At 69.6% G+C, this 17,435-nt stretch carries 16 protein-coding genes; 8 read left to right on the top strand and 8 right to left on the bottom strand.

Features of this window, described 5'->3' with window-relative positions; all coding sequences use genetic code 11:
* Window positions 1-37 precede the first annotated feature (37 nt).
* From DEJ03_RS04935 to DEJ03_RS04920, 4 genes are read left to right on the top strand one after another with little or no spacing between them, the layout of a single operon-like run.
* The gene (locus DEJ03_RS04935) at window positions 38-1,570 is read left to right on the top strand and encodes an SDR family oxidoreductase (protein ID WP_228513656.1); all 1,533 of its coding nucleotides are present in this window, start codon (window positions 38-40) and stop codon (window positions 1,568-1,570) included.
* Window positions 1,567-2,151, top strand: a complete 585-nt coding sequence (locus DEJ03_RS04930) for a GDSL-type esterase/lipase family protein (protein WP_071403838.1) — start codon at window positions 1,567-1,569, stop codon at window positions 2,149-2,151. The genes DEJ03_RS04935 and DEJ03_RS04930 overlap by 4 nt, the downstream gene beginning before the upstream one ends.
* Complete coding sequence (locus DEJ03_RS04925; protein WP_110863737.1) at window positions 2,151-2,582, top strand: DUF6804 family protein; 432 nt, start codon at window positions 2,151-2,153, stop codon at window positions 2,580-2,582. Before DEJ03_RS04930 ends, DEJ03_RS04925 begins: the two co-directional genes overlap by 1 nt.
* A gap of 48 nt (window positions 2,583-2,630) precedes the next feature.
* Window positions 2,631-4,184, top strand: coding sequence for a stealth conserved region 3 domain-containing protein (locus tag DEJ03_RS04920; protein WP_110863736.1), 1,554 nt, complete (start codon window positions 2,631-2,633; stop codon window positions 4,182-4,184).
* A 494-nt stretch (window positions 4,185-4,678) separates the two neighbouring features.
* On the opposite strand, the gene DEJ03_RS04915 is transcribed toward DEJ03_RS04920, so the two are convergent.
* The 5 genes from DEJ03_RS04915 to DEJ03_RS04895 all read right to left on the bottom strand — a co-directional run bounded on the left by DEJ03_RS04915 (window position 4,679) and on the right by DEJ03_RS04895 (window position 10,061).
* A complete protein-coding gene (locus tag DEJ03_RS04915) occupies window positions 4,679-5,638 on the bottom strand; it encodes a phosphodiesterase (protein WP_110863735.1) in 960 nt (319 codons plus the stop codon).
* A gap of 167 nt (window positions 5,639-5,805) precedes the next feature.
* Window positions 5,806-7,494 carry a ubiquinol-cytochrome c reductase cytochrome b subunit gene (locus DEJ03_RS04910; RefSeq protein WP_071403835.1) on the bottom strand — a complete coding sequence of 563 codons (1,689 nt, stop codon included), beginning with the start codon at window positions 7,492-7,494 and terminating at the stop codon, window positions 5,806-5,808.
* A complete protein-coding gene (locus DEJ03_RS04905; protein WP_027465615.1) occupies window positions 7,494-8,558 on the bottom strand; it encodes a ubiquinol-cytochrome c reductase iron-sulfur subunit in 1,065 nt (354 codons plus the stop codon). The genes DEJ03_RS04910 and DEJ03_RS04905 overlap by 1 nt, the downstream gene beginning before the upstream one ends.
* Before the next feature lie 33 nt (window positions 8,559-8,591).
* Window positions 8,592-9,401: a cytochrome c gene (locus DEJ03_RS04900; RefSeq protein WP_071403834.1), complete on the bottom strand. Its 810-nt coding sequence runs from the start codon at window positions 9,399-9,401 to the stop codon at window positions 8,592-8,594.
* A 21-nt stretch (window positions 9,402-9,422) separates the two neighbouring features.
* Window positions 9,423-10,061, bottom strand: a complete 639-nt coding sequence (locus tag DEJ03_RS04895; protein ID WP_027465617.1) for a heme-copper oxidase subunit III — start codon at window positions 10,059-10,061, stop codon at window positions 9,423-9,425.
* A 70-nt stretch (window positions 10,062-10,131) separates the two neighbouring features.
* Between DEJ03_RS04895 and trpD the strand changes: the two genes are divergently transcribed.
* Window positions 10,132-11,187, top strand: coding sequence for an anthranilate phosphoribosyltransferase (trpD, locus tag DEJ03_RS04890; protein WP_110863734.1), 1,056 nt, complete (start codon window positions 10,132-10,134; stop codon window positions 11,185-11,187).
* A gap of 496 nt (window positions 11,188-11,683) precedes the next feature.
* Here the strand turns inward: trpD and glpK are convergent, their stop codons facing one another.
* Window positions 11,684-13,195 carry a glycerol kinase GlpK gene (glpK, locus tag DEJ03_RS04885; protein WP_071403832.1) on the bottom strand — a complete coding sequence of 504 codons (1,512 nt, stop codon included), beginning with the start codon at window positions 13,193-13,195 and terminating at the stop codon, window positions 11,684-11,686.
* Between the two features lie 83 nt (window positions 13,196-13,278).
* The gene (locus DEJ03_RS04880) at window positions 13,279-14,004 is read right to left on the bottom strand and encodes an MIP/aquaporin family protein (RefSeq protein ID WP_084740395.1); all 726 of its coding nucleotides are present in this window, start codon (window positions 14,002-14,004) and stop codon (window positions 13,279-13,281) included.
* A gap of 315 nt (window positions 14,005-14,319) precedes the next feature.
* On the opposite strand from DEJ03_RS04880, the gene dhaK reads away from it, so the two are divergent.
* The 3 genes from dhaK to dhaM all read left to right on the top strand — a co-directional run bounded on the left by dhaK (window position 14,320) and on the right by dhaM (window position 16,749).
* Window positions 14,320-15,321: a dihydroxyacetone kinase subunit DhaK gene (gene dhaK, locus DEJ03_RS04875; RefSeq protein WP_110863733.1), complete on the top strand. Its 1,002-nt coding sequence runs from the start codon at window positions 14,320-14,322 to the stop codon at window positions 15,319-15,321.
* A 70-nt stretch (window positions 15,322-15,391) separates the two neighbouring features.
* Entirely contained in the window at window positions 15,392-16,018 is a 627-nt protein-coding gene (dhaL, locus tag DEJ03_RS04870; RefSeq protein WP_110863732.1) for a dihydroxyacetone kinase subunit DhaL, read from the top strand.
* Window positions 16,015-16,749, top strand: coding sequence for a dihydroxyacetone kinase phosphoryl donor subunit DhaM (dhaM, locus tag DEJ03_RS04865; protein WP_110863731.1), 735 nt, complete (start codon window positions 16,015-16,017; stop codon window positions 16,747-16,749). The genes dhaL and dhaM overlap by 4 nt, the downstream gene beginning before the upstream one ends.
* A gap of 62 nt (window positions 16,750-16,811) precedes the next feature.
* Here the strand turns inward: dhaM and DEJ03_RS04860 are convergent, their stop codons facing one another.
* Entirely contained in the window at window positions 16,812-17,390 is a 579-nt protein-coding gene (locus DEJ03_RS04860; RefSeq protein WP_110863730.1) for a TetR/AcrR family transcriptional regulator C-terminal domain-containing protein, read from the bottom strand.
* Window positions 17,391-17,435: the final 45 nt, after the last annotated feature.

Here is a 17,435-nt window from a genome sequence, read left to right as displayed (position 1 = left end):
AGCCTACCCGTCAGGCGTGCCGCGTAGCGTGCAGGGCATGCAGGTCCTCGTCACCGGCGCCACCGGGTACATCGGTGGTCGTCTCGTCCCTCGTCTCCTCGAAGCCGGCCACTCCGTCCGGGTGTTCGTGCGCAACCCCCGGAAGCTCCAGGACGTCCCGTGGAGCAGTGAGGTCGACGTCGCAGAGGGCGATCTCCAGGACGCCGAGGCGGTGCGCGCCGCCGTCGACGGGATCGAGGCGGTCTATTACCTGGCCCACGCGATGGGGGCCGACGGCGACTTCGAGTCGGCCGAGCGCGAGGCCGCCGAGACCATGGCGCGCGAGGCGAAGGCGGCCGGCGTCAGCCGGTTCGTCTACCTGGGCGGGCTGCACCCCGACGGCGAGCTGTCCAAGCACCTCCGCAGCCGCAAGGAGGTGGGGGAGATTCTCCTCGGCTCGGGCGTGCCGACGGTGGCGTACCAGGCCGGGGTCGTGATCGGCTCGGGCAGCACCTCGTTCGAGATGATCCGGCACCTGACCGACGTCCTGCCGTGGATGCCCGCGCCGCGCTGGGTCCGCAACCACATCCAGCCGATCGCGGTCCGCGACGTCCTGTACTACCTGGTGGCCGCGCTCGACGTCCCCGCCGACGTCAACCGCACCTTCGACATCGGCGGCCCCGACGTCCTGCGGTACGGCCAGATGCTGAACGGCTACGCGGTCGAGGCGAAGCTGCCCCAGCGCCCGATCACAGTCCTGCCGGTGCTCACCCCGCGCCTCGCCGCGCACTGGTTCAACGCCGTCACCCCGATCCCGCGCAAGCTCGCGACGCCGATCATCGAGTCGCTGCAGTTCGAGTGCGTGCAGCGCGAGCACGACATCGACGATGTCGTGCCGCAGCCCGAGGGCGGGCTCACCTCGTACCGTCGGGCCGTCCGCCTCGCGCTCAACAAGATGCGCAGCGGTCAGGTGCAGACGAGCTGGCGCAGCGCGACGCTCTCGAGCGCCTCGGCCGACCCGATGCCGAACGACCCCGACTGGGCCGGGCACACGGTCTACGTCGACGACCGGAAGCGGCACTCCAGTGCCTCCGCCGAGGACGTCTGGCGCGTCGTCGAGTCGATCGGCGGCGACAACGGCTGGTACTCGTTCCCCCTCGCCTGGGTCGCCCGCGGCTGGATGGACAAGATCGCCGGCGGCGTCGGCCTGAACCGCGGCCGGCGTGACCAGCAGCGCCTGGAGCAGGGCGACGCGCTCGACTGGTGGCGCGTCGAACGACTCGAGCGCGGCCGGTACCTGCGACTCCGAGCCGAGTTCAAGTCGCCCGGTCGTGCCTGGCTCGAGATGACCGTCACACCGAACCCCGACGGCGGCAGCGACTACCACCAGCGGGCCATCTACTTCCCGCAGGGGCTGGCCGGGCGGCTGTACTGGTACGGCATCCTGCCGTTCCACGGCATCATCTTCCCCGGTATGGTCGAGCGCATCACCGCCGCCGCCGAGCGGGAGTCCGACCACACCGGGTCCACGCAGCGCAACCGGACGCAGCAGACCGGGACCCCCGAGCCGGCGCACGAGGAGGCAGCATGACCGACGACCGCAGCCCCGTCCTCTTCCTGGGGGACAGCATCACCGAACAGGGCGACTGGGACACCTGGCTCCCCGACGAGCACACGCTGAACCAGGGCATCGGTGGCGACACGACCGACGGCGTGCTGACGCGCCTCGACGCCGTCGTCGCCGAACAGCCCGAGGTGATCGTGCTGCTCATCGGCACGAACGACTTCGGCAACCACCGCGCCAGCGCCGAGCACGTGGTCCGCAACGTCGAGACCATCCTGGTCACGCTCCGCCGCGAGCTGCCGGGCGTGCGCCTGCTGCTCGTGTCGATCCTGCCCCGGCAGGCCGAGTACGCCACGAAGATCGAGCAGGCCAACCGACACCTCCGCCAGTTCGTCGCCACGTGCCACGCGCAGTACCTCGACGCCTGGCCCGCCCTGGCCGACGGCGACCACCTGGACGCCCGCTTCACCGAGGACGGCCTGCACCTGACCGAAGACGGCTACCGCGCGCTGGTCGGCGAGCTGGTGCCGGCGCTCGAGCGCGTCCGCGACCTGCCGCCGATGTCGCGGTCGATCCAGGCGATCGACCTCGACGGCTCCGCGGACTGATGGCCGCACGCAAGGGACGGCCCCCGGTGGGGTCGTCCCAGCACGGCGTGCCCGCAGGGTCCTCGCGACCCGCAGCCGCCGCACCCGTCAACGGTGCCCGCACCACGCCGCCCTTCACCCGCCCCGCGCTGGCACCGTCGATGATCGCCGCGATCGTGCTGCTGGCCTGCGTCGCCATCGTCGACTCGTCGGGCTTCGTCTTCGCCCGCTGGGGCGTCACGGTGCTCGCGTTGATCGTGCTGGTCTTCAGCGTGCGCGGGAAGGTCTGGTGGGCCGCCCTGCTCATGGCCGCCGTCGCCGTCTGCTGGAACCCGCTCGTCACGGTGCCGATCCCCGGACAGGTGTGGGCGGCACTGCAGCTGGTGGCCGCCGCGCTGTTCATCGTGGTGGGCATCGTGGTCAAGGTGCCCCGCGAGTCGGACGGACGGTAGGATCGGCAGGTCGGGTACAGGACCCGACCGCACACCCGAAGGGCATGGATGAACGACGAGACCGAGCCGGTGACCGAGAGTCCTCTGCTGAACCCTCGACCGTCCTCCGGCGGTCTCGACCGGTCCGACGTCGTCGTCCGCAAGGGGCGACTGACCCTGATCAACGGACACCTCACGCCGCAGCAGTCGATGATCGAGGACCTGCTGTTCCTCGACGACGCACTCGCCGCGGCTGACGTCGACCACCTGCTCATCCGCGGCAACGACCAGCGCCCGGTGATCGCCCTCGACGAGCGTGACCGCCAGCGCGCCGAGAGCGCCGTGATGTCCGCGGCCGTCAACGAGCCCTTCTACGCGAAGCCCCCGGGCAAGCCGGCCGTGCTCGTGCAGGACGACGGACTCGGCTCCGTCGAAGAACCAGTGCTCCGCGTGTTCCGCCCGAGGCTCGAGCCGCTCGGACGCCTGCGCTACGGCGCCGAGACGAGCGTCCAGCTCGAGTTCTGGCGCGTCACCGACATCGAGGTCCTCGCACCCGTCGAGAACGCCCTGATGCGTCGCAGCCTGCCGATCGACGAGTTCGTCCTCGTCGACATCGAACGCTACGGCCGCACCTGGCGCACCGTCGAGCACATGTTCGACGACCACGTCTCGGACATCCGGTTCCCGATCGACATCGTCTTCTCGTGGGTCGACGGCAACGCCATCGAGTACCAGCGCGCCCGCCAGGCCGCACAGTCGAACGCCGTCCTGGGCGAGGGCGACGACGCCCCGGCCCGGTTCCGCCAGATCGACGAACTGAAGTACGCGCTCCGATCGGTGCACACCTTCGCGCCGTGGATCCGCCAGATCTACATCGCGACGGACTCCCCGGCGCCGCACTGGCTCGCCGAGCACCCGAAGGTCCGCATCGTCCGCAGCGAGGAGTTCTTCGCCGACCCCTCCGTGCTGCCGACGCACAACTCGCAGGCCGTCGAGTCGCAGCTGCACCACATCCCGGGCATCAGCGAGCACTTCATCTACTCGAACGACGACATGTTCTTCGGGCGCCTCGTCGACCCCTCGGTGTTCTACAGCCCGGGATCGGTCACGAAGTTCATCCTCGCGTCGACCCGGATCGGCCTCGGCTCCAACAACCCGGCACGCAGCGGTTTCGAGAACTCCGCCCGCGTGAACCGTCGCCTGCTGCAGCAGCGCTTCGGTGCGGTGACGACCCGGCACCTCGAGCACGCGCCGACGCCCCTGCGCGCCTCGATCATGACCGAGATGGAGCACGAGTTCGCCGACGAGTTCGCGGCCACTGCGGCCTCACGCTTCCGCGCCGCCGACAACATCTCGGTGACGAACTCGCTGTACCACTACTACTCGCTGCTCACCGGTCGGGCGATCATCCAGGAGAACGCGGCCGTCGGGTACATCGACACGACCATGGTCTCCGGACTCAAGGCCCTCGACGAGCTGCTGAAGAAGCGGAACGTGGACTTCTTCTGCCTCAACGACGGCAGCTTCCCCGAGGTCAGCGACGAAGAGCGCACGCAGCGCGTCACGGGCTTCCTGGAGCGCTACTTCCCGTTCCCTGCGCCGTGGGAGCGCCCCAGCGCTTAGGACGCGCCAGCGGCCTGCTGAGGCGCTCCGGGCGAGCCTGCGAGCCCGGCGGCGGAACCCAGCCGCGTGATTCCGGCGCACCCACACGCTCCACCGGTCACGACACCCCCCACCCCCACGCCGACCGGTCACAGCCCGTCGCCTGCGCCGCCCACAGCCGACGGAACATGACCACGCGACACAGCACCCGCGGTGAGTCGCGACCACCCCGCGGGCCGGGAGGCGCAAGTCGACCCCGCCACGGGCCTCCCGGCCGCCGGGACGACCGTCGGGCCTGCCGTCGGGACGCGCACGCCGCCGCGCGGTCACGACATCCCGTTGGCTTCCCGCCGAGCGGTCACGAACTGTTGATTGCCGAGCCGCCGGACGACGGAACGTGACCACTCGCCGCGCACTGACGGGGAGTCGTGACCGTCCGCGCCCGCACTCGGTGAGCAGACGAGGTCGGGTCCGCATGACGGACCCGACCTCTTCTGCACGCGAAGTACGCGGCGCTACCGGTGGACGGGGGAGACGGGCACCGAGTCGAGCGTGAACACCGGGATGCTCGAGGTGACCGGTGCCGGCTCGACGGCCGCGGGGATCGTCACGCCGTGTGCGGCGAGCTTCGCCTCGGTCTCGAGCGCGGAGACCGGCTGCCCGACGGTGGCGTAGTGCCCGATCGGCACCACCGAGTGGACGACGTTGTGCCCGTAGACGTGCACCAGGTTGAACGACTGCGCACCGTCTCGTCCGCGGGTGCCGCCCTGGAACTCGGTGAGGTCCTGGGTGTAGCAGGTGGCGCTGGCGACGGAAACCGGGATGCCGGCGAACACCGCACTGGTGGAGTAGTGCAGGTGCCCGGCGATGATGGCGAGGACATCACTGCCCTCGACGACCTCGGCCAGGGCCTGCTGGTCGCGGAGCTCGACGAGGACGGTGAGGTCCTGGACACTCGGCACCGGCGGGTGGTGCATCGCGAGGATGGTGCCGTGCGGCGCGGCCTCGGACAGGACCTCGGCGAGCCAGTCGAGCTGCTCGGGGGAGACCTCACCGTGGTGGTGACCCGGCACGCTCGTGTCCAGGGTGATCACGCGGAGACCGTTGACGTCGTAGACGAAGTCGACCGGGCGGTCGGTGGGCTGCAGGCCGAAGAGCTCCTGGCGGAAGGCACCGCGCTCGTCGTGGTTGCCCATGGCCCAGATGACCTGTGCACCGATGCGCTGCGCGGCCGGTTCGAGGATCTCGCGGACGCGGGCGTACGCTCCCGGCTCGCCCTTGTCGGCTACGTCGCCGGTGACGACGATCGCTTCGGGACGCGTGCCCGAGGCTTCGATGTCCGCGACGATCTGCGTGAGCCGAGCGGCGGAGTCGACAGCGCCGTACAGGTTGCGGTCCCCGGAGACGAGGTGCGTGTCGCTGAGGTGGAGGAGGAAGTGGTTCGGCCTGGGGTGTTCGGCCGTCCGGCTGTCCATCGGGGTCTCATTCCGTTGGCGGATGCGTGGTGCAACACGTTGCCACACCGTCCTGGACGAGTCCAGCACGCGAGAGTGAACCAGCCGTGAACTGGGGGCGGCGTTTCGCGGTGTGGACGAAGAAACCCCCGCCACTTGGTGACGGGGGTTGCTTCGTGCGCTACCGATCAGTGATCGCCGGGGCCGACCTGGGGAGCCTGGTGGCCACCCTCGAGGTTCGGGCCGTGGTGCGCGGCGTGTGCTGCCTCGAGTTCTGCCTTCGAGACCGGCTCGATGCGGTCTTCGAAGAAGAAGCGGGAGACGCCGGCGCGGACCTTCTGCAGACCCGTGATCTTGCCCTTGGCGTTCGGGCGGATCATCAGCGGCTTGTACTCGTTGAACTGCAGGAGCTTCCAGCGCTCGTACTCGTCGAGCTGCTCGTGCACCTCGATGTACTCGCCGTGGGGGAGTCGGACGATGCGGCCCGACTCGTAGCCGTGCAGGACGATCTCGCGGTCCTTCTTCTGGAGGGCGAGGCAGACACGCTTCGTGATCCAGAAGGCGATGAACGGACCGAGGACGGTCGTTGCCTGGATCACGTGGATCACGTGTTCGATCGACACCAGGAAGTGCGTCGCGATGATGTCCGACGAGGCTGCTGCCCAGAGGCTGGCGTAGAGCGTGATGCCAGCGGCACCGAACGCCGTGCGCGTCGGGGCGTTGCGCGGGCGGTCGAGGATGTGGTGCTCACGCTTGTCGCCCGTGACCCACGCCTCGATGAAGGGGTAGAGCAGGATCGCCAGGATGAGCAGCACCAGGACCGCGATCGGCGCCAGGATGTTGAACGACACCGTGTAGCCGAACCACACGACCTCCCAGTGCGGCGGGACCAGTCGGAGCGCGCCGTCGGCGAAGCCGATGTACCAGTCGGGCTGGGTACCGGCGGAAACCGGGGAGGGGTCGTACGGGCCGTAGTTCCAGATCGGGTTGATCGTGAACAGCGACGCGATGAGGGCCAGGATGCCCGCGACGATGAAGAAGAACCCACCGGCCTTCGCGGCGAACGCCGGGAGGATCGGGACACCGACGACGTTCTCGTTGGTCTTGCCCGGACCGGCGAACTGCGTGTGCTTGTTGATCACGACGAGCACGAGGTGGACACCGAGCACCGCGACGAGGATCGCCGGCAGCAGCAGGATGTGCAGCGTGTACAGGCGGCCGACGATGTCGGTCCCCGGGAACTCACCACCGAACAGCAGGTAGGCGATCCAGACACCGATGACCGGGACACCCTCGATCATGCCGACGATGATCCGCAGACCGTTTCCGGAGAGCAGGTCGTCCGGGAGCGAGTAGCCGGTGAAGCCCTCGGCCATGGCGAGGACCCAGAGCAGGAAGCCGAAGACCCAGTTGAGCTCACGCGGCTTGCGGAAGGCGCCGGTGAAGAACACGCGGGCCATGTGCAGCATGATCGACGCCACGAACAGCAGGGCTGCCCAGTGGTGGACCTGGCGGACGAAGAGCCCGCCGCGGATGTCGAACGAGATGTCGAGCGTGGACTGCAGCGCCGTCGACATCGCCACGCCCTTGAGCGGGACGTACGAGCCGTTGTAGACGACCTCGGTCATGGACGCCTGGAAGAAGAACGTCAGGAAGGTCCCGGAGAGCAGCACGACGACGAAGCTGTACAGCGCCACCTCGCCGAGCATGAAGCTCCAGTGGTCCGGGAAGATCTTGCGGCCGACTTCCTTGACGAGGCCCGAGATGCTGGTGCGCTCGTCGATGTAGTTGGCGACCCCGCCGATGATGCGGGATCCGCGCTCCGGCGCCGGCTTGTTCGTCGACGTGTTCGGTGCGGTGGTGGTGGTGCTGGTCATCAGCGTTCACGCTCCCAGAAGGACGGTCCGACCGGCTCGTGGAAGTCGCTCTGGGCAACCAGGTAGCCGTCGTCGTCGATCGCGATCGGAAGTTGGGGGAGGGGGCGTGCTGCCGGACCGAAGATGACCTCGCAGTTGTTCGAGACATCGAAGGTGGACTGGTGGCACGGGCACAGCAGGTGGTGCGTCTGCTGTTCGTAGAGCGCGACGGGGCAACCGACGTGGGTGCAGATCTTGGAGTACGCGACGATGCCGTCGTAGCCCCAGTTCTCGTGGCCCTTGGACGGGTTGAGGTCCTTCGGGTCGAGGCGCATGAGGAGGACGGAGGCCTTGGCCTTCTCCTCCAACATGTGCTCGGACTCGAGCATGCCCTCGGGGATGACGTGGAACACCGAACCGATGGTGACGTCGGAGGCCTTGATCGGCAGACCCGTCGGGTCCTTCGTCAGGCGCAGGCCCTGCTTCCAGAAGGTGTGGCGGAGCAGCTCGTTGGGGTCCTCGGCGGGAGCGAGGTCACGGACCAGGACGATGCCGGGGAGCGGGAACGCGGCCAGGGCACCGATCATCGAGTTGCGGATCAGCTTGCGACGGCTGAAGCCGGACTCCTTGTCGGCGAGCTGGAACGCCTCGACCGCCTTGGCGCGAGTCGCGTCGGTGCCGCGGGTGCCGTGGCGGAGCTCGGTGATCTCGCGGTCGACGACCAGGGACTTCGACCAGTAGACGGCGCCGAGGCCGAGGGCGAGGAGCGCGAGGGCGATCGACAGGCCCAGGAAGAGGTTCGCGGTGCGGACCGTCCCGAAGTCGCTCGGGTCGATCGGGAAGGCGACGTACGCCGCGATCGACAGGACGCTGCCGACGATCGACAGGTAGAAGTACGCGGCGACCTGGCGCTCGGCCAGACGCTGCTTCTTCGGGTCGACGTCGGTGCGGCGCGGGCGGTGCGGCGGCTCGCCCGGGTTCTCGAACGGGTCGACGGGGAGGACCGCGATCCCGGGGGAGGTGGTCGTGCCGTGCTTCTCGACAGCCGAGGACGAGTTCAGCGTCTCGTCGTCGTGCTCTGCCATGGTGTTCCCTTCAGTGTCGTTCGACACGGACGATCAGTTGGACTTCGCGGTCAGCCAGACGGTCATCGCGACGACCGCGCCGAGTCCGAAGATCCAGATGAACAGACCCTCGGCGACCGGCCCCAGGGAGCCGAGTGCGAAGCCACCGGGGGACTTGTTGTCCTGCACGTACTTGAGGTACGTGATGATGTCGGCCTTCTGCTCCGGCGTCAGGTTCAGGTCGTTGAAGACCGGCATGTTCTGCGGGCCGGTGAGCATGGCCTCGTAGATGTGCTTGCCGGAGACCGTCTCGAGGTTCGGGGCGTACTTGCCCTCGGTCAGCGCACCGCCGGCGCCGGCCACGTTGTGGCACATGGCGCAGTTGATGCGGAACAGCTCGGCGCCTTCGGCGGCGTCGCCGTCCTCACCGTTGGTGAGCTCGGTGGACGGGACCGACGGGCCGGGGCCGAGGGAGGCGACGTACTGCGCGAGTGCGTCGACCTGCTCGTCCGTGAACTGCGCGGGCTTCTCTTCGGCCTGCGGGCCCTGAGCGGCCATCGGCATGCGGCCGGTGCCGACCTGGAAGTCGACCGACGCGGCCCCGACACCGATCAGGGACGGGCCCTCGCTCGTGCCCTGCGCGGAGAGACCGTGGCAGGTGGCGCAGTTCGAGGCGAAGAGCTTCTCGCCCTCGTTCACCTGCGACTGGCTCGAGGCGGCGACGGTGTTCGTGCTGTCGTCGGCGTTCGCCGTGGAGCTGAACAGTGCGTACGCGCCACCGGTGGTCATGAGACCCACGACGATGAGCGACACGGTCGCCATCGGTGAACGGCGGCCCTTCTTGGACTTGGTTCTGTTGAACATGTGCTGGGGGGTGTCCAGTTCCTACTTGAGAAGGTAGATGACGGCGAAGAGGAAGATCCACACGACGTCGACGAAGTGCCAGTAGTACGACACGACGATGGCGGTGGTCGCTTCCTTGTGGCCGAAGTTCTTGGCGGCGAAACCGCGGCCGAGCGTCAGCAGGAAGGCGATGAGGCCACCGGTCACGTGGAGCCCGTGGAACCCGGTGGTCATGTAGAACGCCGAGCCGTATGCGCTGGAGGAGAGCGTCACGCCCTCGTGCCAGAGGTTGGCGTACTCGAAGATCTGGCCGCAGACGAAGATCGCACCCATCGCGTAGGTGACGAAGAACCACTCCGTCATGCCCCAGTGGCGCGGGTTCCAGCTCGTCCGGTGCACCTGGAAGCGCTCCGCGGCGAACACGGCGAACTGGCAGGCGAAGCTGGACAGCACCAGGATGATCGTGTTCACGGAGGCGAAGGGCACCTCGAGCTTCGCGGTCTCGGTCGCCCAGAGCTCAGGGGACGTGCTGCGGAGCGTGAAGTAGATCGCGAACAGGCCGGCGAAGAACATGACCTCGCTGCCCAGCCACACGATCGTCCCCACGGCCACGGCGTTCGGCCTGTTGAGGGCCGGACCGCTGGCTGATCTGGAGAGAGAGGTGCTAGTCACGTCCTCCATTATGGCCGAAACCCCCGACAGTGTTTTCGCAGGAGACTGGCGGGTCTCTCGAATTCACTACGATCGAGCCATGCCTGACGCACTTTCTTGGCCAGCAGTGATCAGCGCGCTCATGGCGCGCGAGGACCTGACGATCAGGCAATCCACATGGGCCATGGAGGAGATCGTGCACGGGCGCGCCACCCAGGCACAGATCGCAGCCTTCGCCGTGACGCTCCGCGCGAAGGGCGAGACCGTCGACGAGGTCGTCGGGTTCCGCGACGCGATCCTGGACGCCGCTGTTCCGCTCGACGTCGATCCGATGGCGCTCGACATCGTCGGCACCGGCGGCGACGTGGTCGGCACCGTGAACATCTCGACCATGGCGGCCATCGTGATCGCCGCCGCCGGGGTCCCCGTCGTCAAGCACGGCAACAAGGCAAGCTCGTCGAAGTCCGGGTCGAGCGACGTGCTCGCCGCCCTCGGACTCGATCTCACGATGGACGCCGCGCGTGTCGCGGACACCTTCCGGCGTGTCGGGCTGACCTTCGCCTTCGCCAACGCGTTCCACCCCGGTTTCGCCCACGCAGGCCCGGTCCGGCGCGAGATCGGCGTGCCGACGGTGTTCAACTTCCTCGGCCCGCTGGTCAACCCCGCACGGTGCGAGGCCAACGCCGTGGGGGTCGCCCAGCTCGACCTCGTCCCGATCATCACGGGTGTGTTCCAGACGCGCGGCGCGACGGCCCTCGTGTTCCGCGGCGACGACGGACTCGACGAGCTGACCACCACCGGGCACAGCCACATCTGGGAGGTCACCGGGGGCCGCGTGACCGAGCACGACCTCGACCCGCGGGACCTCGGCATCGCCCGGGCACACACGGAGGACCTGCTCGGCGGCGACCCCGAGCACAACGCCGGAGTCGTCCACCGGGTGCTCGCGGGGGAGACCGGACCCGTCCGCGACATCGTCCTGCTGAACGCCGCGGCCGGCCTCGTCTCGTTCCGGCTGGCCCAGGACCCGAACGAGTCCGACCGGCCGATCCTGCAGCGCTTCCGCGAGCAGCTTGTCGTCGCCGCCGAGGCGGTCGACTCCGGCGCCGGTGCGCGCAAACTGGCTGATTGGGTCGGCGCAGCCCCCGCCGCGTAGTCCACGCCGACCCCGCGCACCGTGCGCGGTGCGTCACCCGGTGCGAGCCTGACAGCCCGGTGCCGCGCCACGAGCGCGCACCCGGCAGTCACCGCTGCGCCCGGTCAACAACACCGCACCGTGCCGTGCCTGCCACCCCGTGCCGGACCGGAGGGCCGTGGCGGGCCCGCCCCGCGCCTCCAGTCCGCACCGTGCGCGGTCCGCGATCCCGTGCCACCCCAGCGCGAGCCGCACCGTGCGCGGTGCGTCACCCGGTGCGAGCCTGACGGCTCGGTGCTGCGCCACGGGCGCGCACCAGGCGGTCAGCGCTGCACCCGGTCAACAAGACCGCACCGTGCCGTGTCGCAACCGCCCGACCACCGCACCAACCGACCGGCCGACCGCGACCGACCCGCAGGAGACGCAACGCACAGGAGGCCCGGTGCCGGTTCCCGGAACCGGCACCGGGCCTCCCGTCGGTGCTTTCAGTGCACGCGGTCAGCGTGCGCGTGCTTCGTTACTGCACGTCCTCGTCGACCCAGTCGAAGGTCTTCGTGACGGCCTTCTTCCACAGGCGGAGCGTGCGCTCGCGCTCGGCGGCGTCGAGCTGGGGCTCCCAGCGCTTGTCCTCCTGCCAGTTGGCACGGAGCTCGTCGAGGTTGGCCCAGAAGCCGACCGCGAGACCAGCGGCGTAGGCCGCACCGAGCGCCGTCGTCTCCGCGACGACCGGACGGACGACCGGCACGTTGAGCATGTCGGCCTGGAACTGCATGAGCTCGCTGTTGGCGGTCATGCCGCCGTCGACCTTGAGCTCGGTCAGGTCCACACCGGAGTCGGCGTTGACCGCGTCGAGGACCTCGCGGGTCTGCAGCGCCGTCGCCTCGAGGGCGGCACGCGCGATGTGCCCCTTGTTGACGAAGCGGGTGAGGCCGACGATCGCACCGCGGGCGTCGGGACGCCAGTACGGCGCGAAGAGCCCGGAGAACGCCGGCACGAAGTACACGCCGCCGTTGTCCTCGACGGTCTTGGCCAGGGCCTCGACCTCCGGGGCGCTGCCGATCAGACCGAGGTTGTCGCGGAGCCACTGGATGAGCGAGCCCGTGACGGCGATCGAACCCTCGAGGGCGTAGTGCGTCTCCTGGTCGCCGAGCTTGTAGCCGACGGTGGTGAGCAGGCCGTTCTCGGAGCGGACGATCTCGGTACCGGTGTTGAAGATCAGGAAGTTGCCGGTGCCGTAGGTGTTCTTCGACTCACCCTGGTCGAACGCGGCCTGACCGAAGGTCGCGGCCTGCTGGTCGCCGAGGATGCCGGCGATCGGGACCTCGCGCAGCAGGCTCGAGGACTCGACGTGGCCGTAGACCTCGGAGGAGCTGACGATCTCGGGGAGCATCGACTTCGGCACGCCGAAGTCGGCGAGGATGTCGTCGCGCCACTGCAGCGTCTCGAGGTCCATGAAGAGCGTGCGGGACGCGTTCGTGACGTCGGTCTTGTGCACGCCGCCGTCGATGCCACCGGTCAGGTTCCAGAGGACCCAGGTGTCGGTGGTGCCGAAGAGCAGGTCGCCCGCCTCGGCCTTCTCACGAGCACCCTCGACGTTCTCGAGGATCCACATGATCTTGGTGCCGGCGAAGTAGGTCGCGAGCGGCAGGCCGACGATGGCCTTGTACTTGTCGGTGTCGCCGTCGGCGAGCTTGTCGACGAGCGCCTGCGTGCGGGTGTCCTGCCAGACGATCGCGTTGTAGATCGGCTTGCCGGTGGTCTTGTCCCAGACGACGGCGGTCTCGCGCTGGTTGGTGATGCCGACGGCTGCGACGTCGTGGCGCGTGATGTCGGCACGCGACAGTGCCTGACCGATCACCTCGCGGGTGTTGTCCCAGATCTCGGCGGGGTCGTGCTCGACCCACCCGGCACGCGGGAAGATCTGCTCGTGTTCCTTCTGCCCGGTCGAGATGATCGAACCGGAGTGGTCGAACACGATTGCTCGGGTCGAGGTCGTGCCCTGGTCGATGGCGACGATGTAGTCGGCCATTGGTGCTCCTTACGGGTGTGTTCGGTGCGGGTGCGTGTTCGGTCGTGCGGAACGGCCGTCCACGCCTTCGGGGTGGGGGTGGGTCAGCTGACGATGGGCAGCAGGGCGTAGGACAGCCCGGCGGCGAGGGCGCCACCGATCAGCGGTCCGACGACCGGCACCCAGGCGTAGGCCCAGTCGCTCGAGCCCTTGCCCTTGATGGGCAGGAAGGCGTGCGCGATGCGGGGGCCGAGGTCACGGGCCGGGTTGATGGCGTAGCCGGTGGGGCCACCGAGGCTGACACCGATCGCGATCACGAGGAAGGCGACGGGGATCGCACCGAGCTCCGACGGGGTCTGCCCGTTGGTGAACGCGATGACGACGAAGACCAGCACGAAGGTGCCGATGATCTCCGTGACGAGGTTCCAGCCGTACGACCGGATCGCGGGGCCGGTCGAGAAGACGCCGAGCTTGGCGGCCGCGTCGGGCTCCTCGTCGAAGTGCTGCTTGTAGGCGAGCCAGACGATGACCGCACCGATGATCGCGCCGATCAGCTGGGCGAGCCAGAACAGGAACATCTCGCCGACGGTGATGTTGCCGAGGATCGCCTGCGCGAGGCTGACCGCGGGGTTGAGCTGTCCGCCGGACTTGTAGGACACGGTGACACCGGCGAAGACCGCGAAGCCCCAGCCGATCGTGACCATCAGGAACCCGGCTCCGAAGCCCTTCGACTTCGCCAGCGACACGGCGGCGACGACGCCGCCACCCAGGATGATGAGCATCGCCGTACCGACGAGCTCGGACAGGAACTTGACGCCGATGTCGTCCATCGGTGACCTCCAGTGCGTGAGGTGGGGGTCCGGCCGTGCTGCGCCGCACTCCCCGTTGAGTGATTGAGGCCAACCATAGTGACGACGCTCACGGCCGGGCGATGAATTCGTGAGCGAAGTGCGGCATCGTGCACGAACGTGCAGGACGAGTGTCCCCTGCACGATCCCGAGCCGGTGGCGCGTCCTCGACGTACTGCACGAACGTGCATCGACAGCGGACGGCCGCTCGTGCCGTCGATGTAGATTGGGCCCACTCCGGTCGACGACGCGCGGTGTGACCGCCACGGTTCGACCCCGTACCCGTGGAGGCACCGCATGAAGAAGCTCATCAACGACCCGCAGGCCGTGGTCGAGGAGACCGTCCGGGGCTTCGCCCGGGCACACGCCAGACACGTCGTCCTGGTCGAGGACCCGATCCACCTGCACCGCGCTGACGCACCCGTCGCCGGCAAGGTCGGGATCGTCAGCGGCGGTGGCAGCGGGCACGAACCGCTGCACGCCGGCTTCGTCGGGTACGGCATGCTCGACGCCGCGGTGCCCGGCCCGGTGTTCACGAGCCCGACGCCCGACCCGATCGTCGCCGCGACGAAGGCCGTCGACGGCGGAGCGGGCGTGCTGCACATCGTGAAGAACTACACCGGCGACGTGCTCAACTTCGAGACGGCGGCAGAGCTCGCGGCGATGGACGACGTCCGCGTCGAGTCCGTCGTCGTGGACGACGACGTCGCGGTGCAGGACTCCCTGTTCACCGCCGGCCGGCGCGGTGTCGCCGGGACCGTCGTGGTGGAGAAGTGCGCCGGCGCCGCCGCCGAGCGCGGGGACGACCTGGACGCGGTCGCCGCCGTGGCCCGGCACGTCAACGACGTCACGCGGTCGATGGGGCTCGCGCTGGCGTCGGGCACCGTCCCGCACGCGGGGGAGCCGTCGTTCGTGCTGGCCGACGACGAGGTCGAGCTCGGCATCGGCATCCACGGCGAGCCCGGCCGCGAGCGGATCGCGATGGCACCGGCGGACGAGCTGGTCGACCGCGTGCTCGAACCGATCCTGACCGACCTCGACGCACCGGCCGGTTCGTCGCTGCTGCTCCTGGTGAACGGCATGGGCGGCACCCCGCTGTCCGAGCTCTACATCGCCTACCGACGCGCCGCCGAGGTCCTCTCGGACCGCGGCCACCAGGTCACGCGTAGTTTGGTCGGCGACTACGTCACGTCCCTCGAGATGCAGGGGTTCTCGCTCACCGTCACGGTGCTCGACGACGAACTCACGGCCCTCTGGGACGCCCCGGTGGAGACCCCGGCCCTGCGCTGGGGACGCTGAGCGTCCACGGCCGCTCGACCACCGGACCACGACACCGGGCCACCGGGCCCGACACACGAAGGGAACCGCATTGGCGCTCGACACCGCATGGGCCATCGACTGGGTCCGTCGCACCGCCGCGACGATCGACGAACACCGCGCCGAGCTCGTCACGCTCGACCGTGAGATCGGGGACGGCGACCACGGCGAGAACCTCGACCGCGGGTTCCGGGCCGTGCTCGAGGCCGTCGACTCCGGGTCCTTCGACACCCCGGGTGCCGTGCTCAAGACCGTCGCGACGAAGCTCATCTCGACCGTGGGCGGGGCGGCCGGCCCGCTCTTCGGCACCGCCTACCTGAAGGCGGCGCAGGCGGCCGGTGACGCGGCCGAACTCGACGCGGACACCCTGGTCGCCGTCCTCACCGCCGCCCGCGACGGTGTCGTGTCCCGCGGCAAGGCAGCGGTCGGCGACAAGACGATGGTCGACGCGTGGAGCCCGGCGGTCGACGCCGCAGCAGCGGCCGCCGGTGCCGGCGAGGACCCGAAGGCCGTGCTCACCGCAGCGGCCGACGCCGCCGCGCAGGGTGCGGCGGACACCGAGCCGCTCGTCGCCCACAAGGGCCGCGCGAGCTACCTCGGCGACCGCGCGATCGGGTACCGCGACCCCGGTGCGCAGTCGACCGCGTACATCCTGCGCGCAGCGGTGGACGCAGCGTGACCGTCGGCATCCTGGTCGTCTCGCACAGCGCGGCGATCGCGACGGGCACCGTCGAGCTCGCACGGCAGATGGCCGCGGACGTGCCGCTCGTCGCCGCGGGCGGCACGGACGACGGCGGCATCGGCACCTCGTTCGAGGCGATCACCGCCGGCATCGAGGAACTCGCCCAGGCGGACGCCGTCGTGGTCCTGTGCGACCTCGGCTCCGCCTACCTGACGACCGACACCGCGCTCGACTTCCTGGACGACGACGTCCGAGCCCGTGTCCACGTGTCGCAGGCCCCGTTGGTCGAGGGCACGGTGGCGGCTGCGGTCGTCGCCCAGACGGGCGGTGACGCCGACGCGGTCCTGGCCGCCGCGGCATCGGCCGCGGGTTCCGAGGCGGACGCGAGCACCGCCTCCCGTCCGTCCGGTGACCAGCCTGGAGGCACGGGGCCGGCCGACGGGACTGCCTCCGTCCGCGACGCGGCCGGCTCCGACCGCGTGAGCGCGTCGGTCGAGCTGGTGAACGAGACCGGGCTGCACGCCCGGCCCGCCGCGGAGTTCGTGAAGACGGCGGCGAAGTACGACGCGAGCGTGCACGTCAACGGCGTGGACGCGAAGAGCCTGCTGGCGATCATGGCCCTGGCGCTGCCGAAGGGTGCGACGGTGTCGATCGACGCGACCGGACAGGACGCGCAGGCCGCGGTCGACGCCCTGGTGGAGCTGGTCCGGTCCGGCTTCGGCGAGTGACACCGCCGCCGGACGAGTGACAGCGCCGCCGGGGGAGACCCCGGCGGCGGTGCCCGCCCCGGTCAACGGATCGAGATCGTCCCCGCCAGGTCGAGGTCCGACGGGCCGCCGGTGACCCCGGCGTCCGCGAGCAGGGTGGCACCGAACACGGCGCTCCAGAACGTGCGGGCGTCCCGGGCGACACCGCTCGGGCTCGTCCAGCCCTGGTCGGCGACGACGCGCTCCAGGTAGCGCTCGGACTGCCGGAACAGCACGGCCAGCAGCAGCCGCACGCGCTCACGCTGCGCCGGGTCGTCCCCGGCAGCGCCGAGCGCGCGGACCACGAGCGGGGTCGACGGCATCGCGAGGGCGGTGCGGGCGAGGACCTGCCGGAACGCCTCCGCCGAGCGGGCACGACGGCCGGCCGCCTGCAGTCGCGTGGTGTCGCGGAGGAACAGCGCGAACGCGGCGTCGAGCACCAGGCGGTCCTTCGAGCCGTAGTGGTGGGTGATCTGGTTCGGGTAGACACCCGCGGCCCGGGCGACCTCGCTGACGGTGACGCTCCGAGCGCCCGCGCTGAGCAGTCCGGCCGTCGCGGCGAGGATCCTCGCCCGTGTCGCCGCGCCGCGTGCCGTGCCGGAGCGGTCCACCGTGATTGCCATGTCTGAATTGTACGTGGTACAACTCAACTTGTTCAACGTACAAGA

The sequence above is a fragment of the Curtobacterium sp. MCLR17_043 genome (assembly GCF_003224215.1).
Classification (GTDB): Bacteria; Actinomycetota; Actinomycetes; order Actinomycetales; family Microbacteriaceae; genus Curtobacterium; species Curtobacterium flaccumfaciens.
This window is presented reverse-complemented; position numbering and strand designations above follow the sequence as displayed.